The 20229-nt window shown below is 56.5% G+C and carries 16 protein-coding genes and 2 pseudogenes; 5 read left to right on the top strand and 13 right to left on the bottom strand.

What is annotated here, in order from left to right; all coding sequences use genetic code 11:
* Positions 1-101 precede the first annotated feature (101 nt).
* On the bottom strand, positions 102-1736 hold the full coding sequence (locus tag KTT_RS20880; protein WP_126597849.1) for a peptidoglycan-binding protein: 1635 nt from the start codon (positions 1734-1736) through the stop codon (positions 102-104).
* A gap of 685 nt (positions 1737-2421) precedes the next feature.
* Here KTT_RS20880 and KTT_RS20875 point away from each other — a divergent pair.
* Positions 2422-3372: pseudogene (locus tag KTT_RS20875) on the top strand (glycoside hydrolase family 16 protein); the annotation flags it as partial.
* A gap of 130 nt (positions 3373-3502) precedes the next feature.
* Here the strand turns inward: KTT_RS20875 and KTT_RS20870 are convergent.
* Positions 3503-4336 carry a class I SAM-dependent methyltransferase gene (locus KTT_RS20870; RefSeq protein ID WP_126597847.1) on the bottom strand — a complete coding sequence of 278 codons (834 nt, stop codon included), beginning with the start codon at positions 4334-4336 and terminating at the stop codon, positions 3503-3505.
* A gap of 164 nt (positions 4337-4500) precedes the next feature.
* On the bottom strand, positions 4501-4938 hold the full coding sequence (locus KTT_RS20865; RefSeq protein WP_126597845.1) for a YidH family protein: 438 nt from the start codon (positions 4936-4938) through the stop codon (positions 4501-4503).
* Between the two features lie 258 nt (positions 4939-5196).
* Here KTT_RS20865 and KTT_RS37725 point away from each other — a divergent pair.
* Both KTT_RS37725 and KTT_RS20860 read left to right on the top strand, forming a co-directional pair.
* Positions 5197-5580, top strand: a pseudogene (locus KTT_RS37725) (DUF1634 domain-containing protein); the annotation flags it as partial.
* Positions 5581-5643: 63 nt separating this feature from the next.
* Positions 5644-6477 (top strand): sulfite exporter TauE/SafE family protein, encoded by an 834-nt coding sequence (locus tag KTT_RS20860; protein WP_371864902.1) that lies wholly within the window; start codon positions 5644-5646, stop codon positions 6475-6477.
* A gap of 140 nt (positions 6478-6617) precedes the next feature.
* Here the strand turns inward: KTT_RS20860 and KTT_RS20855 are convergent, their stop codons facing one another.
* The 6 genes from KTT_RS20855 to KTT_RS20830 all read right to left on the bottom strand — a co-directional run bounded on the left by KTT_RS20855 (position 6618) and on the right by KTT_RS20830 (position 13461).
* On the bottom strand, positions 6618-6980 hold the full coding sequence (locus KTT_RS20855; protein WP_126599784.1) for a glyoxalase superfamily protein: 363 nt from the start codon (positions 6978-6980) through the stop codon (positions 6618-6620).
* Between the two features lie 149 nt (positions 6981-7129).
* A complete protein-coding gene (locus KTT_RS20850) occupies positions 7130-7873 on the bottom strand; it encodes an SDR family NAD(P)-dependent oxidoreductase (RefSeq protein ID WP_126597843.1) in 744 nt (247 codons plus the stop codon).
* A gap of 72 nt (positions 7874-7945) precedes the next feature.
* A complete protein-coding gene (locus KTT_RS20845; protein WP_126597841.1) occupies positions 7946-8536 on the bottom strand; it encodes a TetR family transcriptional regulator C-terminal domain-containing protein in 591 nt (196 codons plus the stop codon).
* Between the two features lie 104 nt (positions 8537-8640).
* Positions 8641-9294: a GNAT family N-acetyltransferase gene (locus KTT_RS20840; RefSeq protein ID WP_126597839.1), complete on the bottom strand. Its 654-nt coding sequence runs from the start codon at positions 9292-9294 to the stop codon at positions 8641-8643.
* 428 nt (positions 9295-9722) lie between these two features.
* Positions 9723-11033 (bottom strand): MFS transporter, encoded by a 1311-nt coding sequence (locus KTT_RS20835; RefSeq protein ID WP_126597837.1) that lies wholly within the window; start codon positions 11031-11033, stop codon positions 9723-9725.
* Positions 11034-11625: 592 nt separating this feature from the next.
* Positions 11626-13461, bottom strand: coding sequence for a sialidase family protein (locus tag KTT_RS20830; RefSeq protein WP_126597835.1), 1836 nt, complete (start codon positions 13459-13461; stop codon positions 11626-11628).
* A gap of 534 nt (positions 13462-13995) precedes the next feature.
* Between KTT_RS20830 and KTT_RS20825 the strand changes: the two genes are divergently transcribed.
* Positions 13996-14970 (top strand): hypothetical protein, encoded by a 975-nt coding sequence (locus tag KTT_RS20825; protein WP_126597833.1) that lies wholly within the window; start codon positions 13996-13998, stop codon positions 14968-14970.
* A gap of 194 nt (positions 14971-15164) precedes the next feature.
* Positions 15165-15398, top strand: coding sequence for a hypothetical protein (locus KTT_RS20820; protein ID WP_126597831.1), 234 nt, complete (start codon positions 15165-15167; stop codon positions 15396-15398).
* Between the two features lie 12 nt (positions 15399-15410).
* On the opposite strand, the gene KTT_RS20815 is transcribed toward KTT_RS20820, so the two are convergent.
* From KTT_RS20815 to KTT_RS20800, 4 genes are all read right to left on the bottom strand, one after another.
* The gene (locus KTT_RS20815; RefSeq protein ID WP_126597829.1) at positions 15411-15941 is read right to left on the bottom strand and encodes a hypothetical protein; all 531 of its coding nucleotides are present in this window, start codon (positions 15939-15941) and stop codon (positions 15411-15413) included.
* Between the two features lie 333 nt (positions 15942-16274).
* Entirely contained in the window at positions 16275-17141 is an 867-nt protein-coding gene (locus tag KTT_RS20810) for an alpha/beta fold hydrolase (protein WP_126597827.1), read from the bottom strand.
* A gap of 59 nt (positions 17142-17200) precedes the next feature.
* Complete coding sequence (locus tag KTT_RS20805) at positions 17201-18598, bottom strand: MFS transporter (protein WP_126597825.1); 1398 nt, start codon at positions 18596-18598, stop codon at positions 17201-17203.
* 534 nt (positions 18599-19132) lie between these two features.
* Positions 19133-20014: a helix-turn-helix domain-containing protein gene (locus KTT_RS20800; RefSeq protein WP_126597823.1), complete on the bottom strand. Its 882-nt coding sequence runs from the start codon at positions 20012-20014 to the stop codon at positions 19133-19135.
* Between the last annotated feature and the right edge of the window lie 215 nt (positions 20015-20229).

Raw genomic sequence — 20229 nt, 5'->3', positions numbered from 1 at the left:
GGCTCGCCGCCCTCCTGCACCTCCCGCATTGGGAGCGCGAAATCCATTTTCGGATTTTTCAAAAATCCGGGATGACTCATAATTCTACAGTCAGTTAGTGATTACCAGAGTGGGACCGAGGACTGAAGCTCGTCGGTGTCGATATTGACGGAGCCGCTACCCTGCAGACCATACTGCCAGATGCTGGTATGGCCGCCGAGATTCTGGCCGTTGCAGAGCAGTCCGGTGGGTCCGAAGGCGGGCGCGCTGGACTCTGGAGTGCGGCCGGGTGAGGGCTCACTGGCATACAGGGTCGCGCCGGCGACCGCCGAGTCGCTGCCGATGGCCGAACAGAAGGCGCTGTTAAATCCACTGCTGCCGGGGAGCGGATTCTCATAATAGCCAACGACATAGCCAGCCCCGGCGATGGTGTCGTTCCAGCCCTGGATATAGCCCGAGTCTATAGACGAGTTGGACTCGATATCGACTACCAGGATGGTGCCTTTGGGGATACCCAACGAGCTGGCCTTCGACAGCGCATCATTGGCGCGCGAAACGCCCTTGCTGTAGCCGGTGTCCCCACCGAAGTCCGAGAGGATAGGCAGGATATGGATGCCCTGGCTATGGATATACGAGGCTTCAGAGGACGAGATCGGCGAGAACGAGATGGCGTCGATGTAGCGCCCGATAAACTGTGGGGTGCCATAGTTGTTGCCAACGACGCTGAGGAACGACGAGTTGATCGTGCTGGTGGTATCGACGCCCCACAGGACCTGGCCGGGGGGTGGCGGAGGCGGAGGTGGTGGTGGTGGCGAACCGGCCGTGCTGACCAGGCTGCTCCACGTTTGCTGTCCGGCAATGCCATCCACACTGATTCCGTGGCCGCTCTGATAGTTCTTCACGGCCGTCTCGGTGGCCGGGCCGAAGCTACCATCCACCGTCAGCGAGGCGCCATGCGCGTTCAGCTGGCGCTGCAGCGCCGTCACCGCCGCTCCACTACTTCCTGAGCTGGTCGTCACGATCAGGACCGGCCACGTCTGCGGCCCCACCACCCCATCGGCCGACAGACCGTGGGCGGACTGGAAGGACTTCACGGTCGAGGTCGTCTGCGTGCCGAAGCTGCCATCAGCGGACAGCGAATAGCCACGGGCCTGCAGCATCAGTTGGATGGAAAAGACATTTTCACCCGAGGCTCCCTGACCGACATCGGGCCAGCTATATGCCTGCGCACCACTCACCCCGACCAGGGCGGCATTCCAGGTCTGTGGTCCCGCGATGCCATCCACAGTAAGACCATGGCTGCTCTGCAGGTTCTTGACCGCCGTCTCGGTGGCCGGGCCAAAGCTGCCATCCACCGTCAGCGAGGCACCATGCGCGTTCAGCTGGCGCTGCAGCGCCGTCACCGCCGGTCCGCTGCTCCCCAGGCTGGTCGTCACGATCAGGACCGGCCACGTCTGCGGCCCCACCACCCCATCGGCGCTCAGACCTTGCGCGGACTGGAAGGAGGCGACGGCCCCGCTCGTCTGCGGTCCATCAGCACCATCGACGGACAACGAGTAGCCACGGGCCTGCAGCATCAACTGGATGGAAAAAACATTTTCGCCGCTGGCGCCGGGACCGACCAGCGGCCAGGAAGACGAGGTGGCCGCGTGGGTGGGGGCGGAGGACGAAAAGAGGGCGGAAGCGGCCGCGATGCTCAACACGAGAGCAAGGAGCAGCCTGCGAAAGAGGAGATGAAATCCCTTTCTGCTATCCATGCATTTGGACTCCTTTTATTCCAACAATAGAGGTGGATGAGGGTGCGAGCACCATTCTGGCTTCTTCCCTGACATCGCACCGGCAGGGGCTCTCTTTTTCATTCACGAGAAAACCCCCTTCCGGTATTATAACATGAAAAGAGCAAAGACCCCAGTACGTGCGGGCTTGCCCCGGCCTGAGTTAAAATCGGTAGACAAGGATGCGATCCATTCTGCGCAGAAACCGCTTTCCCTTGACAGAAACCGGTTTCTCAGGTAAATTTTAATCATACGAAACGGAATGAATGTGCATGAAGCACATCTTGCATTCTATTCTTTCGTTGCAGGGGTATAGAAACATATGCAGGGAAAGCTCACGGCCCAGAATATCTTTCAGCAGACACGGGCTTCACAAGCCGCAGCCTCATGTGCCCTTCGCCTCAATCCACCCGGTCCTCCGATACACGGTCTGCGCGTTATAGGCGTTGTGCAAGAACACTATGACTGCCCCGCTATGATCGCTACAGCTCTTTGCGCGCAGTCATCCCTATCTGGTTAGCATGCACATCGGCTTACCATGTTGTTCCTTTCGTATAAAAAAATCTTTAAGGAGGTGAGAAAAACCGATCAGCGAACAAGCAATACCGGCTTATTGATAACTTTTGTACTTTCAGAGTTTGAAAGGATCACAAAACCTATGTACTCGATGAAGAGAGGGGCAGACGCTGCTCACCAACCAACCACTAGACTATCATTACGGCCCTTATATAATTCCTCACTTATTCTCACAACCGCGCTTATCCTGGCAATAGTAAGTTTCACCTTCCTCAATCGCGGGCCAGAGGCACACGCAGCCACCTGGAATCTTGTCTGGGGCGACGATTTCAGTGGTTCGGCAAATACGGCTCCCAGTTCGACGAACTGGCTCTATGATACCGGAACCAGTTATCCAGGTGGAGCAGCCAACTGGGGAACCGGTGAGGTTGAGACAATGACCAACAGCATCTCAAATGTGTATCTCGATGGCGCTGGTCATCTGGCAATCAAGCCGATCCGTGACAAAACTGGACACTGGACATCCGGTCGTATAGAGACGCAGAACTCATCCTTCTCGGCACCAGCAGGGGGTCAGATGGCCGTTGAGGCATCGATTCAGATGCCCAATGTTACCGGTCGCGCGGCTCAAGGCTACTGGCCTGCCTTCTGGATGCTGGGCTCAGCCTTCCGTGGCAATTATAATAACTGGCCCGGCGTTGGTGAAATAGACGGCATGGAAAACGTCAACGGGACCAACACAGAGTATGGCACGCTCCACTGTGGCGTCAACCCTGGTGGCCCCTGTAACGAAACCAACGGCCTGGGTGGTAATACACCCTGTTCCGGCACGACCTGCCAGGCCAGCTTTCACACCTATCGAGTAGAGGTTGACCGCAGCACCTCACCTGAGCAGATCCGCTGGTATCTGGATGGTGTCGAGTTCTGGCACGTTGCCTCCAACAACCCCGGTATGGATGCGACCACCTGGGCGAACGCCGTTGACCACAGCTTCTTTATCATCCTGGACGTTGCCATGGGTGGGAGCTGGCCCGGCAATCCAACAGGTGCCACCGCTTCTGGTATTCCAATGCTCATTGACTACGTGCACGTCTATACAGCATAGCCTGGATAGAGGTGTTTAAACATATGGCCCATACGCTGAATGGGCCATATGCCCAGGTATTACAACCTGGAACTGACGCCAGCTTAGCGTTTTTCGCCTGGAGAGCGGCCCAAAGGAGATGGAACAGTTAAAATCGGTAGACAAGGATACGGTCCATCCTGCGTAGCGAGGGGTTGAGCTCCATCGCTCGCTGGAGCGCACGTATCCATAAGGGGAAGCGGGAGAACCCGTTCAGTTCACGCGTTCTGAATTCTTTGGCCAGCTCAAGGCGCGGCTCAAGCTGCTTGATGTCCTGGGGATCATCGAGGGCCCAGCGGAAGGTCGCGCCCGTGTCTCCCACATTGGAACCGCTTTTACTCTTCACAAACAGGGAGGGCATGGCGTCGAATACCAGCTGCCCCGTGGGGAAATGCCGGGTGATGGCATGCAGGAGCGCCTTTACCATATCTTCGGACAGATAGGGTAAAACTCCTTCAGCGACCATCATGACAGGGCGATCCCCCGGCACCTCGTCCAGCCAGCCCAGGTTATCCAGGGGCGAGCTGATCAGGCGAACGGCGGGCCGCTGCGGATACAGCTGGCGGCGCAGATCGATCACATCGGGATAGTCTACATCGTACCACTCGACGCTGGCCGGCGGATCAACGCGCAAGGCGCGGCTATCCATGCCACAGCCCAGGTGCAGCACCACCGCGTCAGGATGATCCGCCAGGTAACGGCTCGTCAGCAGATCGAAGGTACTGGCGCGCGTGGCTACGACCGTGCATCCGACATTGAGCATCAGCCGGTAGAGCCGTTTCTTGTAAAGCTTGTTGAAATCGTAATCAATATGCTGAATAGCCTCTTCCGCCCAGGGGTCGCGCAGAATGGGATTCTGCCACTGGCTCTGCAAGGCCCGAGGATAGAGGGTCAGGAGCATCGTTTCTTTTTCTTTGGCGAAGGCGACTTTCTCCGTTGCCATCGATTTCTCCCTTATACGCTCTCGGCGTTCACTCATCTCCTATTCAACGCGGCGGTCAACTGTGCCTGCATCTCTTCAACTTTACGGCCCATCAATATATTACCAATTATAGAAGCATTTTCACCTAGGAACAAGATCTTTGCCCATGTTGTAAATTTTCCGTTTTAAAAGGTAAGTAGAAAGATGGTGAGGACGATGGCGATGAAGGCGATCATAGCCGTCAGGAGCATGGCGAAATCGCGGTAAGGATGAAAAGAGGCCCGCTCAATCGATGAGCGCACATACAGGAAGTTGCGCAGAGCCACCAGCATAAGCACCACACCCAGCAGGGTGAAGCTGACGCCCAGGAGCAAAGAAAAAGAGAAGTGAGGCATGGAGTGGGGATCGTGTCTCTCGAAGCGGCCACCAATGCGCGCCACCATCACCCCAAAGGAGATTACAGCCAGTGCGGTACGGACCCAGGCCAGAAAAGTTCGTTCATTGGCGAGATGTTCGCTAATGGGTAGCTTGCTTTTCTGGGAATGGGTAGCTTCTTCAACAGCCATCTCCGTTCCAGGATCATCCTTGACCAGCGTAGGAACATAACGGCTCCCGATCAACACACCGCACTCCCTTCCTCCTGCATAATATGTAGAAGACTTTTATATTTAACTCTCTTTTAAATTGTACATCTCCTACCAATCGAATGTTCTCCATCGCCCGGGCTTTATATAGCTACAATCATTCCACATTTTTATGGTAATCATTAAAAACATGAATTGCAGGAATAGCTATTCCATTGTAACATATCTATAGAACAATATTCATTAGCCCTGGCAAAAGTAGAAGGGAAGCATCACGAAAGGGGACAACATATACGCATGGAAAAAAAATATGGCCTAATCCAGGAGAGGGATATGAATCGGTCCGACGTCCGTCAGGACGACCATATGATGAGCTCGATTATTGGCTGGGTACTGCAGGGAGGCGTCATCATCAGTTCAGCACTGGTTCTGATCGGCTTTTTACTGCTCATCAGCAGTCCGGGCGCCCTGAGCGGGTCGCGCACAGATATTTTTCCACACAGCCTCAGCGAGCTCTGGACGGGACTGCAGGGCTTTCATCCCCAGTCCATTATTGTCTTAGGACTGCTGCTGTTGATCGCCACACCGGTTGTACGTGTGATCGTATCTATTCTGGCCTTCGCGCTTGAGCATGACCTGAGGTATGTCATCATTACCTGCATGGTCTTCGCCATCCTGCTGGTCAGCTTTATCTTTGTCACCGGGGGACCATCTACGCCGCCACCGGCCACCCCGGCGCCGTCTGTGATCGGCATTGCGCTGATCTTTGCCAGTTCCATCATCGCCGGACTGCTGGGAGCCCTGGTCGGATTAGGGGGCGGCGTCCTGATTGTGCCCCTGTTGACCCTGGCCTTTGGCTTCCCAATCGAGTACGCGATCGGGGCCAGCATCATCTCGGTCATCGCCACTTCCAGTGGAGCGGCCGCCGCGTACGTGCATGATCGCATGACCAATATGCGCGTCGGCATGTTTCTGGAGATCGCCACCACCGTTGGCGCGGTCTGCGGAGCCTTTATCGCCGGGCTCATCAATCCCACTCTGCTTTATATCGTCTTCGGGATCGTGCTGCTCATCTCCGCCGCGCCGCTGGTCTTTAAGCTGGCCGAGGAGCTGCCGCAGGGCATCAAGAATGATCACTGGGCGAACCTGCTCAGCCTGAACGGCAGCTATCCAGACCAGCATCTGGGCGAGGTAAGCTACGAAGTGACGCACACGCCCTATGGATTTGGCATGATGTATGTGGCGGGCCTGATCTCTGGTCTGCTGGGCATTGGCAGCGGCAGCTTTAAGGTGCTGGCCATGGACACCTTGATGCGCCTGCCGATGAAGGTCTCCACCACGACCTCAAACTTCATGATCGGGGTCACCGCGGCGGCCAGCGCGGGCATCTACTTCTCGCGTGGTGATATCCGGCCCGTCATTGCCGCGCCGGTCGCCCTGGGAATCCTGGTCGGGGCGCTGGTCGGCGCCAAAGTGCTGGCGCGCCTGCAGAACAAAACGGTACGCATGATCTTCCTGCCCATCCTCGTCATCATCGCCCTGGAGATGGTCCTGCGTGGGTTTGGCGTAGCGCTGTAGCCAGAAGAGACACGAAAACGCCGGAACGGGCCCGTTCCGGCGTTTTCGTGTCTCTTCTGGTGGAGAAAAATCGGCCGCGAGGGCCGAACCTATGGGAACATTGTCGTACCTGGAGGGGCAATTGGCCGCAAGAGCCGAACCTACACAATCTGCTGGAATGACCAGCGATTGCCATCGGGATCGCTGAAGTGGGCGAAATGCCCCCAGGCCTGCACATCGATCTCGCTGATATCCACGCCCCGCGCCACCAGTTCCGCGCGCACAGCCCGCACATCCTCGACCACCAGCAGATTGCCCTGCAGCGACCCTGGCTGCATGGTGGTAATCCCCTCACCGAAGGCGATCGAGCAGGCCGAACCGGGAGGGGTCAATTGCACGAAGCGCAGCTGCTCGTTGACCCGGTGGTCATGGTCGGCGTGAAAGCCGATCTTCTCGACGTAAAAAGCTTTGGCGCGGTCAACATCTGTCACGGGCACCATAACCAGTTCGAGCTTCATCTGCATAGTCATCCTATACTCCTCTTTCATGTATGTATGCCTTCAACGTTTCATCTGTTCTCAGTGTACTATGAAAGAGGGACAGGAACCGCCCTTGTTTTTTTGAATTCCTACCCAATGCCCTGATTCATGCCTCGCTCTCCTCGCCATGGTCGTTACCAGGGCAAGGGATTTCCATAGCGGAAGAAGCCACCCGTTGGACCGTCGTCAGGCAGCTGTACCGCCCACACGACGCTGGATGCTCCCTTCTCAACCGGAGCCGCACCCATCGCCTCCATGCCAGGTGCGGTCGCCGTCAGGCCGGGGCAGACCGCATTAACGAGGATGCCCGTGCCTTCCAGTTCCGCCGCGAACTTTGAGGTAAGCGCGTTCAGCGCAGCCTTGGAGATGCCATAGCTCGCCACCGCTCCCCGATTGGTTGTCAGACCAAATTGCTGATCCCCATGGGACCCCGCTCCACTCGACACATTGACGATCCTGCCATGCTGGCTCTTGCGGATAAGGGGCAACAATATCTGTGTAGTACGCCACGCCCCGAACAGGTTCGTTTCTAAAACCGCGTGGGCGGCCTGCAGATCGGCAGTCGTCGCCTTCTCTGTCCAATCGACATAGGCGGCGGCATTGTTGACGAGCGCATCCAATCGTCCGAATTCTTGCTCCAGGACGCTAGCCAGGGCGCGCACGCTCTCATCCTGCGCGACATCGAGGGCATAGGGCCGCACATCTCGTCCCTCTTCAATTAGAGGTTGGGCCGCGGCGCTGGCCTTAGCGACATCACGGGCAGTGAGGATTACCGTCATGCCTGCCCCCGCCAGCTGGCGACACACCTCCAGGCCGATGCCATGGCTGGCGCCCGTCACCAACACAATCTGCGAACCGGTTTGTTTCCTATCGTCCATCGCTCTTTCTTTTCCTTCCCATCATTGCTTGCTCGTTGACACAAACATAAGAAAATTTCGCGCGAATGAATCTCAGGCCAGGTCGCGCTCGATACAGTGGCGCAGATAGGCGACGGTGCGGCTCATGTGCGACGTGTCCTGGTAGAGGCGGCTCAGCATAACCGCGCCCTCAAGGGCGGCGATCATCGTGCTGGTCCAGGTCTCAACATCGATGCCGGGGCGCAGCTCTCCACGCTCGATGCCTTTGGAAATGATGCGTCGGAAGGTGGAGCGTAGCTGGTCCATGGCGGTGCGCGCGCGATCGCGCAGGGCCGGCTCGGCGTCGTCCGACTCGATGGCGGTGTTGAGGATGGGACAGCCGCCGGGGATGGGCGGGTCGTCCGCCAGATCCTGGAAGTAGATGAGCAGGGCAGAGAGACGCTCAAGGGCGTGCCTCTTGTCGGCCAGCACCGCGCGGATACGCTGATCGAGGAGGGCAAAAGAATAGTCAAAGGCCTGCAGGGCGAGTTGCTCCTTGCTCTGGAAATGATTGTAGATGCCACCCTTCTCCAGGCCCGTCTGCCGCATAATGTCGGAGAGGGACGAGCCAGCATACCCCTGTTGATTGAAAAGGGGAGCGACCTGCGCCAGGATCATCGCTCGCGTTTGTTCACCTTTACCCATATGGACTCCTTGTTTCAGACTGCCCGGTCTGAAAGCACTGTAGCAGAGCGGGACGGAAAATGTCAAATGATAGACAGGGTCAGGGTCCCATCAACAGCGGTGAATCACATGCCGAGCAGGGTATCAGATTGCAGGAGCCGATTATAGAACTGGTTCAGGTTGGCGGCGGCGACGTGGCGGCCGATGCGCGCCAGAAAGATATTAGCCGGGTCCATGCGGATATTCTGTTCGGCGGTGAGATATTCGGTGAAGCCGTAGCGCGCGAAGAGCCGTTCGATCACGGCGCGGTAAGCGAAGCGCGTCAGCCCGAGGCCATCAGTATCCCAGTGCCAGCTCAGTCCCATGCCGATGATGATCAGCTCGTCCAGGCAACGCAGCTCAAAGACCAGCTTGAGCAATTGCAGCGCGATGCCCAGCTTGCGCCAGCCGGAGCTCACCTCGATGGCAATCTCATAGGTATTGTTGAGCCCTTGCCAGTAGTCTTCCGCTGGCGTCAGGGTCACCTGTCCCACAATTACGCCATGCCTGGTATAGGCCAGAGACAGCAGGCTGTCCGCGCGCTGGCTGATCTTCCCCAGCAGCTGGTATTCGAGCTCTGGACGATGCGTGAAGGCGCGCAGGCCTGCGTCCGGCCTGAGCGACTCCACGAAGGGCGCGGCACAAAAATCCTGCAAGAAGAGCGTCGCCGTTGTGGTCTCCAATGTCCTCTTGCGCGGGATGGCATCCTGGGCGCAGAGTAGCGAGAAGGTTTGCGACATAGAGTGGCTCCTTATATGCAAGCAATACCTATTCTTTTCAATCAACATGGTCACAAAGAACAGACCGCTCGGTCTGTTTTACCAGTCAAAAAAATACCAGACCGATTGGTCTGTTTTTAAGTATAAACAGATTCGGGCCTATGTCAAGGCGAGCGGGCGCAACCTCCGTATTAACCGCTGGTGACTTTGCAGCATATTGTGGCAAAATCGAGCACGATACCCTTCACAAAGCGACATCAGGTGGAAGTCTGAGTCGGCTTGTGAGGAGCGTCCGTGGAAAAGCCCCTCACCCCGCACCAATTTTCTCAAATTAGCTGGGGTGAGGATGACGCGTGGGTCGGGCGCCTTTGTGTTACAAGATCTACTGCCAAGATATGCTTCACAATGTGCATGGATGCTGGCCCACCTTCCTTATCCATGTGGTGACGCTATTGACGTTTTCTAAACTGGCGAGAGGCGTGCAGTCCCCCCGCAAAGATGAGAACCCCAGCCCCGATAAGAAGCAGGTTGGTCGCGTTCAATTCGCCTGTGGGCAGATGGATGACGACCCCTTGCAGCAGCGTACTGCTCAAATACCCGCTGAGGAACGTGGCGAGCAAGGAACTCAGGGCCGTGACGGTTCCCAGCGTGGAGAAGACGCGGCCCACCATCTGCTCTGGCGTGGCAAAGAGAACCAGGGATCCAACCAGCGCCTCAGCCTGCATCGTGGCGATGCCAATAAGCGTGAAACCCACCAGATCGATGATCACCTGATTCGGGACGGTTGAGACGACGATCATCACCCCAGCAAAGAGGAAGGCGCGAGCATAGACGCTGGTCGCTCCGACTTTGGCCGCCGCACGACCAACGAGCAAGGCCCCCAGGATGCCCCCAACTGGTGGCGCAGCGCTGAGGAGGCCAAACAGGCTCATGGGCACATGAATATTCTGGGTGATGTAGAAGAAAGCCATGACGCTCACAATGCCCCATCCAAAGGAAAACAAGCTCTGAGTAAGCAGAATGGTGCGGAGCTGGAGCTGGCCCTGGATGAATCGTAATCCCTCACGCAGTTCAGTCAAGACGTGCCACAGTGATGTGGGTTGGGCTGACGCGCGACTTTCTGCCGCAGATACGCGCATGCGCCCGATCAACACCCAGGAACAGGCAAACGAGGCCACATTCAAGGCAATCGCCCACCCGGCTCCCAGGGAGACGTAGAAGATGCCGGCACAAGAAGGCCCGAGTGCCCAGCCGAACGTGACGGCCCCGACGATCAGTGCCGAAGCGCGGGTCAGCTGCTCTTCCGGGACCACCTCTTTGAGGATCGCCTTGGTCGCCGGAGTGAAGAACTGACTCAGAGCACTGACGGCTGCCACAACGAGATAAATAATGGTGAGCTTGACAGCCAGTGGCAGCGGGAGCGGTTCGCTAATTGGCAAAAGGGAGCACACCAGCACGGCCCGCAGCGCATCCATGAGGCGCATCGTCCGTAGTTTGGGCCAGCGGTCCACAAACACACCAGCGAATGGTCCGATCAGGAGAGCGGGGAGCGCGGCGGCCAGCGCCACGCCGCTGACAGCAAGGGGAGCCGCACTCTGGTTCTGTAGCAGCGTACCGACCCATAAGATGAGTGTCATTGTGAACAGCGTATCGCCAATCAGCGAGATCGCGCCACCAAGCCACAACAAGGTATAGTTGCGATTGATGAGCAGTGCGAGCTTTGGCCCGGATAGCAGGCGTTTGGAAAAGCGAGGAAACATGGGAATCCTTTCACACGCGGCATCCGCGTTGAGATGCGAGATCGATTCAAGCGTGTCTCAAGAGGGGGTGCAGTGCGAAAAAGAGGGGGATAGACCCCGACAGGGGTAACAATGGGGAGAGCTTGACTCTCCGCTTACTCCTCGATTCGCGCCGCATGCGGCGCGAACACACCGACAGAGTGGGCAAGGACGTGTATGAGGCAGATCAGGGAGAGGTGAAGTGGTTTCATCATGGCTGCGTCACGATCCTTGTTGTTGGCTGTTTGAAAAGATATTTAGTATTTAAAGAGTAGCACAGAATGTTCCCAGCCGTCAAATGCCATTCTACATAGGCACTGGCCCGTCTTGATCCAAATGCCCCCTCAACATAATCTCGGCGCGACGCTACATGCCTTGTTCGGAGTCTTTCTCCCCAACCGGATAGCGTTTTGGTTCTGGTTCTCCGACACGCCCGGTCCGTTTGAGTTTTGCTGGTAGTGTGCCTGCGAAAGCATCAGTTGGAGCATGTGGTGCAGAGGATTTGAGCCGCAGGCGACTGCTAGAGCGGGCTAGAGTCGCCTGCGGCAAAGGCAAAAAGTCAAGCGGGGTGGACTCAGGGGATGGCGATGGTAGCAACAACCTGCTGCTGACGGTGGGCAGGATTGGTACCGTCATCGTACGTACTGACAAAGCTCGATATGTTGATCGTGCCGCTGGTCGTATTGCCGAAGTAATCACCGATGAACGTAGCGGAGCTAGAGGCACCCTCTGGATGTGGCGCGTTCAACTGAGGATCCCAGCTATGCTGAGTCAGCCGGATATTGTTCCCCAATGGCGACAGGGCGGCATTGTAGAACTGTACACTGGCGTTGATGCAATAATTGCTGGCGCCATACGGCGGCAGACTACCGCCATAATTGGGATTGCTCTGGTCAAGGGCGAGGCCCGCGCCAGTGGCTTCCGACGTGCCCGCGGTAGGACAGGCGAGGCGACGATCATAGAAGGCGACGCTCACGGTCCCATCGGCGGCCACCGTCAGGTTGGGCTGGAACTCGTCCACCGGAGACGCGTTATCGTTGACCTGAATCGGCGCGCTCCAGGTAGCGCCACCATCGTAGGAGGCCGACAGAATGGTATTGACTACCCCGGCGCTGTAGTCCTCCCAGGCCACGTAGAGCGGATAGGAGCCCTGAGCCGACAGCTGGTTACCCACGGCAAAGGTATCCTCGATTCCATCACGAAAGGTCGTATTCGCATAGTTTCCCGGAGGAAGCTGCACGTTCTGCACGACCACCTGAGGTGCCTGCCAGGTCTTGCCACCATCCGTCGATTTATCGACCGCAATAGTCGCGCAACAGTAGGAATGCTGCGCGGGAAAATTAGTCACGGTGGTATAGATGGCTCCGGAGGGGTCTACGTGTGGCAACAAATAGGTATCGCTCGCCGAACTGCTAAGGGTCGGCAGCACCTGCGGCGCGGACCAATCGGTATGGGTCCCATCCGACAACGCCCTGGCGGTCGAGACATACGGCTTGCTTGAGCCACCATCGAAGAGCGTCCACATGGCGTAGATCATATTGTAGTTGGGATTGGGCGAGCCATTGGGCAGCAGCTTATTGGTATCGATGGCGATCCACTGCTTATCCGGCTCACCGCCCACGCTATCGTAGGTCGCGATGTAATCGGGATGAGCATTGTGCGTCGTAATCCAGCTGGTGGCACGCGTCGCGCCATGTGGATGGACGCTAACGCTGACAACTTCAGCAGCCACAACCGGGTTAGGCTCCTGGCTGCTTCCGACCGTAAAGTTATGCGAGCCATCCTTATTATAGAAGAATTGATAGCCCAGCACGAACGAATAGTAGTTGCCAAAGCCATCGAAGGCCCCGATCGGATCGGTATTGTCGGTCCAACCCTCATAGCCGGGGATGTGCCCCTGGACGCTCCAGGTCGTGCCGCCATCAAATGACTCGTAGAAGCCCAGCAGATGGTTGTACCCCTCCGGGCTGACAAACCATTTGGAGGAACCAATCAGGTGCCTGGGATTGGTCGGATCGACGCGCATATCGGATTCCGCGTGACCTTTGACCAGCATAGAGGTTGAAGCGGGATAGCCTGGATTGCTACCAGCCTGGGTAGGATAGGGACCCTGATCCTCTCCCGTGGTCGAGGCACCGTTGCAGGCCGTTTCGCCGCTGTAGCCATCATTGGGGCCATCGCTCACCCCGTATGGCACTTCCGGTGTATAGCAGCTGGTCTGCTGGGTCGTCGCAAATACATTGGTCACGTTATGCGTCGTGACACTCCTGGCATAGGTCGCGTTGGTCTGCGTCCCCTGCGGAATGTTCCCCACACCAGAGCCTGAGACACGCGGCTGCGCCAGGGTTGATGCAGGGATAAGCAGAATGAGCAGGATCACGATTAGACACGCAAAAAAGCATTTACGCAAGTTTAACCCTCCTTCATTCTTTGCATCCGCGCTCTCCCATAAATCGAAGTATGCGGATACATCAAAAATCTCATAGCAAGAATACCATAAGCATTCTTAACATTCAACTAATATGTTGAACATTATATAGATAGAGAAGATTATAAAAATTAGCCATTGTTAATTGATATACTAAACGGCTAACTCGCCACTTTTTGATTGGCAGGCAATTTATCCATAAGAGAAAAATAGCGGCCAGGCTCATATATAGCAGATGGAAAATACGATAAGTGATAGGATCGCAATAATAATTTACATAAGACTTAGAGAAGACTATTGGTATAAGACGCCCCAAATGCAAGCAGTGGGGTGCTTCTTTTTTCACTTTTGAGCGTCAAAAATGCTTCTGCTGAGTCTTTCTAAAAATTCAATTCAGAAGAAAAGACTATAAATTCCGGGCGAATGAACATATTTATACTTGTAAATATATTTACAAACAGTAGGAGTAAATATACCTTCGCTCAACTTTATTTTTCCTAAGAGGAGAGCCCAACAATGAAACGATCCTATTTTATCGTTGCGATGACGTTGGCTTTGGCATTCGCTGCGATGAGCGGCCTCATGAGCTCTTTCGGCTCAGCCAGTGCTGCAACTTCAGGCGATGTCCTTCACTCCATCCACAGCATGAAGGTAAAGCCTTCCTGCCACAACTGCGCCAGCACGACGACAAGCAACCTGAGCTACCATGGTGGTACAGGTGGTTACGGTGTCGAAACCGGGGCGGACAAAGTCTATTTGATCTACTGGGGATCACAGTGGAACAACAATGATCCATCTGGCGAAGCGGCTATCCAGCAGAAATTCTTCAATGGCGTCGGTGGTTCCAGTTGGAACAACTCGGTAACCCAGTACTGTCAGGGTGTCGCCACCGGCACGATTACCTGCGGTACTTCCGGCACGCATGCCACCAACCCCACCGGTGTGCTGGCGGGTGTCTGGTACGACAATTCGTCTGCGGCGCCTTCCAAACCCTCGCAGTCACAGCTGGCCAGCGAAGCGGTCAATGCTGCGGCGCACTTCGGCAACACGAGCGCGTCTTCGAATACCACGGTTCAGTATGTGATCAATACCGCCACGAAAAATAATGCCAGCGGTTTCGGCACCCGGTACTGCGCCTGGCACAGTTCGACGAGCTCAAGCTATGGCAACATTGCCTATACCAACATGCCCTACATCACGGACGCGGGTTCGAGCTGTGGCGCCAACTTCGTCAACTCTGGTAGCGCGGGTCTGACCGACGGCATCACCATCGTTGGTGGTCACGAGTTCGCTGAAACCGAGACCGACATCTATCCCAGCACTGGTTGGGTTGACAGCGGCGGCAGTGAGAACGGCGACAAATGCGCCTGGATCAGCTCTGGCCAGGGCGCTTCAGCCAACATCAGCCTGAGCACCGGCACCTTCCCCGTTCAGTCGCTGTGGAGCAATGCATTCAATAACAACACTGGTGGATGCGTTCTGTCATACTAATCCTACTGTCTGTACATCGTCCGTACAGTATACGAAGGGATCGCCAATGGTGGCGATCCCTTTTTTTCGTTCTCTATAGCTTATGAATGATCTTTGGTGGGGGCGAGCATGCTCAAGTCTCCACCTTACCTTTTCCCTCTCGCGCCACCTGCGGCGGCGAAAAAAAGAGAAAAAGAGATTTTGGGGACTTGATCATGCTCCCAGCATGCTCGCCCAAACCCCGGCAGGAGGGCTGGTCGCCCTCCTGCACCTCCCGCTTTGGGAGGGCAGGGGGTGGCATTCTGCTTACGTTGACGCCTATGGGAGCATACAACAATCCCGGCTGGGAGGATTTTACACCCCTTACGTTGACGCCAACGGGGAATATCCCCAAAACGCAGGCAGGAGGGGCGATTAGCCCATCCTGCCTGCGTTTTGTACCTGCTTAGTTATTTATAGGCCTACATTGGCACGGTGACGTCGCCCGCATCGCCGCATGCGGAGAAGTGGAGGCCATCCGGCTTTGAGCTGACGGCGGTACAGGTATACGTTTTGCTCCCCACGGGTTTGGCGGGCAGAACCGAGTGCTGCACGTCATCGGTAACGGAGCAATGCTGGTCGCTGGTACGGATATTGAACGTGTGGATGGCCAGCGCATCAACGGATGTGTGATCGAACTCCAGCATCGCTGGCTGGCACTTCTGATACGCCTGCCAGAAGCACGTAGCGGACTGTTTCGCCCTGGCCGAATCCACAGGAAGACCACGTGGATTCGTCTGGATGCTACCGCATTTGCGTGCTTGTAGCGTTTTCATCGAGGTGCTGGTCGGGGTTGGCGTCGGGCTCTGAGCACCCTGCGCCGTCGTAGAAGTAGAATCAGCGCCACACGCGGCCAGGGCCGCCACCATCAGCACACAAAAGAGCAGGGTTGCTACCCATCTCCTCGTGCTCCAGCCACTGCGTTGAAAGGAACGTTGCCATCTGGATACCATTTTTTGTAACTCCTCTAAAACTCCTGCTTTAGTTGTACTTACCACAGGAGACGATCTGGAGTCCCAAAAAGTTCCCGACCCGTTTGGGCGCATGATATTTAGAGTGTGTTTGATCCTCGTCACGTTGGGGGCACATGAGTGCCCCCGCACTCGCGTCCGCTAGCGGCCGCACTTTTTTTATATATTGGTGCAGCAGTGGCGCATCCACGCCCCTGCTGCACCAATATACCATGGACATGTGAGCTTTCGCACCTGCGGTGCTCAAGAGTTCTTTGTATATTGTTGCACCGGTGCGGCCGCGCAGCGGACACCTGTGCAGGGGCATAGGAAAGATCATAGGCCCGAAGCGACGAGGAAACCGTCCACCAGTTGGGCGATTTCGTCGGCTGCCGTGTCGAGCGCGAAGTGGCCGCCATCGACGATGTGGATTTCGGCCTGGGGTACGTCGCGGCGGTATGATTCGGGTTCGGAGGCGTCAAACGAGAGTTCGTACTTGCCCCAGATAACGAGCAGGCGAGGCTGCGTTTTACGCATCCACTCCTGCCATTGCTGGTAGGACGCGACGTTCGACTGGTAATCGTAAAAGAGATCGCTCTGGATGTCGGCCTGGCCGGGCTGGTTCAAGAAGCGGAACTCATCGGTCCATAGATCAGGATCGTAGCGCTCAGGCTGGGGATCGTTCCCCACGTGCCGGGTGCGCGTGGTTGCGAGCGAGAGTAGATTTGTGCGCAGGGCAGCTTCATGCGCTACACGGTCAGCCCAGAAGGCGCGGCGGGTGGCCCAGTTTTCACCCAGGCCGGTATCGTGCGCCACGGCATCCTGGACGATAAGTGCCTGCACGCGCTCGGGATGAGCAAGCGCCATGCGAAAGCCAACCGGTCCGCCATAGTCCTGCATATAGAGGGTGTACTTCTCCAGGCCCAATGCTTCCGTAAAATGCTCCATCACGCTCGTGATGTTGTCGAAGGTGTAGGCGAACTGCGTGTGATCGGGCCAATCGCTATGGCCGAAGCCTGGATAGTCGGGAGCGATCAGGTGGTAGCGATCGGCCAGGCGCGACAAAAGCGGCTCAAACATGCGCGAAGATGATGGCAACCCATGCAGCAAAAGCAGGATCGGGGCGTCTTGCGGCCCGGCCTCGCGATAGAAAATGGACAGGCCATCAATCTGGATGGTACGATACGACACAGGATTTTTCATGGTAAACTTCTCCTCTTCAATTGATGATAAGTCAGCAAACAACAACAGGTCAATCTCTATTACTTACTCTTAGAGAGTAGTGTAGTTGAGGTTAGTACGCTACCCAGCAGGAACAGGAGCGCGACAAGCAGGAGCGCGCTATGCATGCCAGCCAGAAACGCGCTCCGTTCGTTTAAAGAGCCGAGCAGCGAGCCCACGATGGCCACACCGAGCACGCCACCCACCTGGCGGCTCGCGTTCAACAGCGCGGAAGCGATACCCACCTGGCTGCTGGGAACAGCATTCAGGATGGCCGTTGTCATGGCTGGGACCGTCATGCCACAGCCAAGACCGATGGCGATCTCTCCACCTGCCAGCAACAGGATGGCATTGTCGCTCTGGCCCCACAGGAGCAGGAGCGTGCCAAGACAGCTCGCCGCCAGTCCCGCGATCATTGGTCGGCGCGTGCCCAGTCGCGCGGTGATCCTTCCAGAGATCAGGGCTGTCAGCCCGGTAGCAACGGTGATGGGCAGCAACGCTATCCCCGCCAGCACGGCCGGATAATGATAGATATCTTGAAAGAACAGCGAAAGGACAAACAGGACCCCGTACAGGCCGAAGTTGAGAACACTGCCGATCAGGATGGGCATACTAAAGGCCGCCGATGAGAAGAGGCGCAAAGGGAGCATCGGCGTACTGTGCCTCATTTCGATGAGCAGGAAGAGGCTCGTCGCGCCTATACACAGCAGAAACATACTGATGATCTGCGTAGAGAGCCATCCCTGGCCCCGGCCCTCGATCAGCGCGTACGTCAGCGTGCCAAGCGCGACGATTACGCATAGCTGTCCCCACAGGTCACGCTTGCGCACGGTCGTACGCGGCGTCTCGCCGACAAAACGCATGGTAAGGACGAGGGCGAGCAGGCCGAGAGGCACGTTCAACAGGAATATGCTGCGCCACCCCAGCGCTTCAATCAGCATTCCGCCTATGACAGGGCCTCCCGCCAGACCGATGCCCGAGCTGCCAGCCCAGATGCCAACGGCTCTGGCCCGCTGGGCGGGATGCTGAAAACCGTGGGTAATCAAGGAAAGGGAGCCTGGAACCAGGAGCGCGGGCCCCACACCTTGCAGCACGCGCGCAGCGATCAACATATTGAGCGAGGGCGCCAGGCTACAGAGTAGCGATGCGCCGGTAAACAACCCATATCCTATAAGGAACGCGCGCTTATGCCCCAGCCGATCCCCAAACGTGCCCGCGCTGAGCAACAAGCTGGCAAAGGTCAGGGTATAGCCATTGACCACCCACTGCAATCCCTCAAGCGAGCCATGCAGATCGTGCTGCATAGCTGGCAGCGCCACGTTGACGACCGAAGTATCGAGAATAACCATGAAGAAGCCGAAACAGATGGCGATCAAGCCAGGGGCATGCAGGCCTCTATTCTCTGTAGGGGCAGGCGCGGCCTGTTGTTCTATTAGCATGTCTTATCGCGCCTCCTGTGCTGTATGAAGCATATACTCCACTCCTTTAATGTTAATGTGTCAGAATTCGTCACGCTGGGGGCAGGTGAGCGCCGCTTGAGAGCAGGCGCAAAGAAACACGAAAAGCCCCAGCGGAGTAGATGCACGTCCCTCGTCACGAAAACGTTCCCTGTAGGCGGCATAGGATTGCGGTCTTTTCGATTCCCTTCCTTCTTCAAAAAAGCAGCAATCCGGCCTTGTGCATGCCGCCCCCGTTCACGTACGATTCTGCTCCTAAAAAACGATGAGAGCGGCCAGATGACCATGCACATGCAACATTTCGCACGCCAACAGGGCGGCATTTCGTACGCCAACAGGGCGGCATGCACAAGGCCGGATTGCTGCTTTTCGTGCATCTTGCGTGTCAGTCAGATCGCAATCCTATGCCGCCTACGGGGGGACATGATCGTGATAGCCCGACACTTACTACGATAACATGAGCGGGGCAGGGTAGGCGCATATATTCTTGCGGGAAAGCGACACATTCTTGCGCGCTTAGCGGTAGGTGCGGGGAGCGAGGCCGGTGAGGCGCTTAAAGTGCAGCGCCAGGTGGCTTTCATTGGAGAAGCCGACCGCGTGGGCAATGGTGGTAAAAGACCAGTTTGTGGTGGTCATCAGCAGTTTGGCGCGTTCAATTCGGCGCTGGATGACATAGCGGTGGGGTGGCAGGCCGGTAGACTCCTTGAAGAGGCGGGCGAAGTGGTAGGGGCTCAGATGCACAACCGCCGCGATATCTGACAGCGAGAGATCCTCAGCCAGGTGCTCTTCGATATAGTTGATAGCGGGTCTGAGCGTCGTTCTGGCCAGATGGGCAGACGTTGCGAGCGAGGGCTGTTGCAGCGAAGAGTGATGCCTGAGGAGTTGGATACCGAGCATGGTGGCCAGAGACTCCACATAGAGCTTGCCACCCAGGCCCTCTGAGCGCAGCTCCGCGAGTAACGAGAGCGCGATAGACTCAATCTGCGGATCGAAAACACCAATGGTATCAATAAGCTCTACACGATCAGGGTTGACGTCCGCCGAAGCGGCGATATTCTGGATGAGTGTGGGAGAGAGGTAGAGATGCAGATGACGTACTTCCTCCTCTCGCTCCAGGTGCCAGTTTGACGGCGCGCCCGCAGGCATGATGACCAGGTTGCCGGTCTTGAGAAGTCCCTGGCGCCCAACATACTGTTCGCGGATCTGAGAAGGAGAACCAAGATTGACAACGAGGACATGACGCGGGATAGCGGGCAGGACAAAATCATCATGTGGATGGATGACTTCAGCAATATCAAGCGCATTCCAGCCCTTGCCGCTGCTCGATTGAATAATATGCTCAGGCGGAACATCAAATGTTCTTTCCAAAGAATCATCCTTCACAGACAACGATTCCATGGTCCAGCTCCTTTCGGCCGGCTCGGAGAAAACACGCGCTATGCCACACACCGTAATGAATAAGTCCCTTCGGCATACACTGATACCAATATAACATACTTGTGGCTCGCTGTCTGGTCAGAAGGCGAACGAGGGTATCATTCATATATTTGCAAAGAGAAAAAAAGGCAACAAGAACAATGAAAATGCTTCCGTAGGTTCGGCCCTTGCGGCCG

This window comes from Dictyobacter aurantiacus (genome assembly GCF_003967515.1).
GTDB lineage: Bacteria > Chloroflexota > Ktedonobacteria > Ktedonobacterales > Ktedonobacteraceae > Dictyobacter > Dictyobacter aurantiacus.
Note: the sequence above shows the minus strand (reverse complement) of the source record. Positions and strands in the feature narration are given on the sequence as shown.

What these genes read in the sequence shown, in the direction of transcription:
- KTT_RS20825 (WP_126597833.1), top strand. Translation starts at nt 13,996, where the DNA reads ATGAAACGATCCTATTTTATCGTTGCGATGACGTTGGCTTTGGCATTC.
- KTT_RS20820 (WP_126597831.1), top strand. Translation starts at nt 15,165, where the DNA reads ATGCTCCCAGCATGCTCGCCCAAACCCCGGCAGGAGGGCTGGTCGCCC.
- KTT_RS20855 (WP_126599784.1), bottom strand. Translation starts at nt 6,980, where the DNA reads ATGCAGATGAAGCTCGAACTGGTTATGGTGCCCGTGACAGATGTTGAC.
- KTT_RS20835 (WP_126597837.1), bottom strand. Translation starts at nt 11,033, where the DNA reads ATGTTTCCTCGCTTTTCCAAACGCCTGCTATCCGGGCCAAAGCTCGCA.
- KTT_RS20805 (WP_126597825.1), bottom strand. Translation starts at nt 18,598, where the DNA reads ATGCTAATAGAACAACAGGCCGCGCCTGCCCCTACAGAGAATAGAGGC.
- KTT_RS20870 (WP_126597847.1), bottom strand. Translation starts at nt 4,336, where the DNA reads ATGGCAACGGAGAAAGTCGCCTTCGCCAAAGAAAAAGAAACGATGCTC.
- KTT_RS20840 (WP_126597839.1), bottom strand. Translation starts at nt 9,294, where the DNA reads ATGTCGCAAACCTTCTCGCTACTCTGCGCCCAGGATGCCATCCCGCGC.
- KTT_RS20880 (WP_126597849.1), bottom strand. Translation starts at nt 1,736, where the DNA reads ATGGATAGCAGAAAGGGATTTCATCTCCTCTTTCGCAGGCTGCTCCTT.
- KTT_RS20800 (WP_126597823.1), bottom strand. Translation starts at nt 20,014, where the DNA reads ATGGAATCGTTGTCTGTGAAGGATGATTCTTTGGAAAGAACATTTGAT.
- KTT_RS20810 (WP_126597827.1), bottom strand. Translation starts at nt 17,141, where the DNA reads ATGAAAAATCCTGTGTCGTATCGTACCATCCAGATTGATGGCCTGTCC.
- KTT_RS20815 (WP_126597829.1), bottom strand. Translation starts at nt 15,941, where the DNA reads ATGGTATCCAGATGGCAACGTTCCTTTCAACGCAGTGGCTGGAGCACG.
- KTT_RS20850 (WP_126597843.1), bottom strand. Translation starts at nt 7,873, where the DNA reads ATGGACGATAGGAAACAAACCGGTTCGCAGATTGTGTTGGTGACGGGC.
- KTT_RS20845 (WP_126597841.1), bottom strand. Translation starts at nt 8,536, where the DNA reads ATGGGTAAAGGTGAACAAACGCGAGCGATGATCCTGGCGCAGGTCGCT.